General features: G+C 79.8%; 1 protein-coding gene. It reads left to right on the top strand.

What is annotated here, in order from left to right; genetic code table 11:
* The first annotated feature begins 116 nt into the window (after window positions 1-116).
* Entirely contained in the window at window positions 117-548 is a 432-nt protein-coding gene (locus ACFXGA_RS36055; protein ID WP_378096203.1) for an adenine phosphoribosyltransferase, read from the top strand.
* Window positions 549-683 lie beyond the last annotated feature (135 nt).

Genomic DNA, 683 nt, shown 5'->3' with positions numbered 1-683 from the left:
CGGCCTCCGCCCCGCCCCCACACCCCCGTTCACCGCCGCCCCCCCCCGGCCCGGTGGCGGCCCTCGCGCCCCCCGCCCCCCCGGGGGGGGGGGTCGCGCGCCCCCCCACGCCGGTCTTGGCGGACCCGGACGCGTTGCGCGCCGTGGTCGACGCCCTCCAGGACAAGATCCGCCCCGACACGCAGGTGGTGGCGGCGATCGAGTCGCGCGGCTTCCTGCTGGGCGCGGCCCTCGGGTACGGCTGGCACTACGGCGTCGTGCCGCTGCGCAAGCCGGGCAAGCTGCCCGCCGTCGCGCACCGGGTGTCGTACGACCTGGAGTACGGGACGGCCACGCTCGAACTGCCCGCCGAGTCCATCACGCCCGGTCAGCACGTGGTCGTGGTGGACGACGTGCTGGCGACCGGCGGCACCGCCGCGGCCGCGTGCGAGCTGGTGGAACGCGCCGGCGGCGTGGTCACCGGGGTGTCGGTGGTGCTGGAGATCCCGGGGCTCGGCGGGCGCAGCCGGCTCGCGGGGCACGAGGTCAACGCGCTGCTCACGGTCTGAGGGCGGCCCGTTTTCGGAGGTTCGCCCGTATCGGGTGGTGACTGCCGGCGGGGGGGGGGGGGGGGGGGCCGGGGCCCGCCCCCGCCCCGGCCGGCCGCGCCCCCCCGCGCCCCCGCCGGCGCGCACTGCCGCCTC

Source organism: Actinosynnema sp. NPDC059335, assembly GCF_042752395.1.
Lineage (GTDB): Bacteria > Actinomycetota > Actinomycetes > Mycobacteriales > Pseudonocardiaceae > Actinosynnema.
Note: the sequence above shows the minus strand (reverse complement) of the source record. Positions and strands in the feature narration are given on the sequence as shown.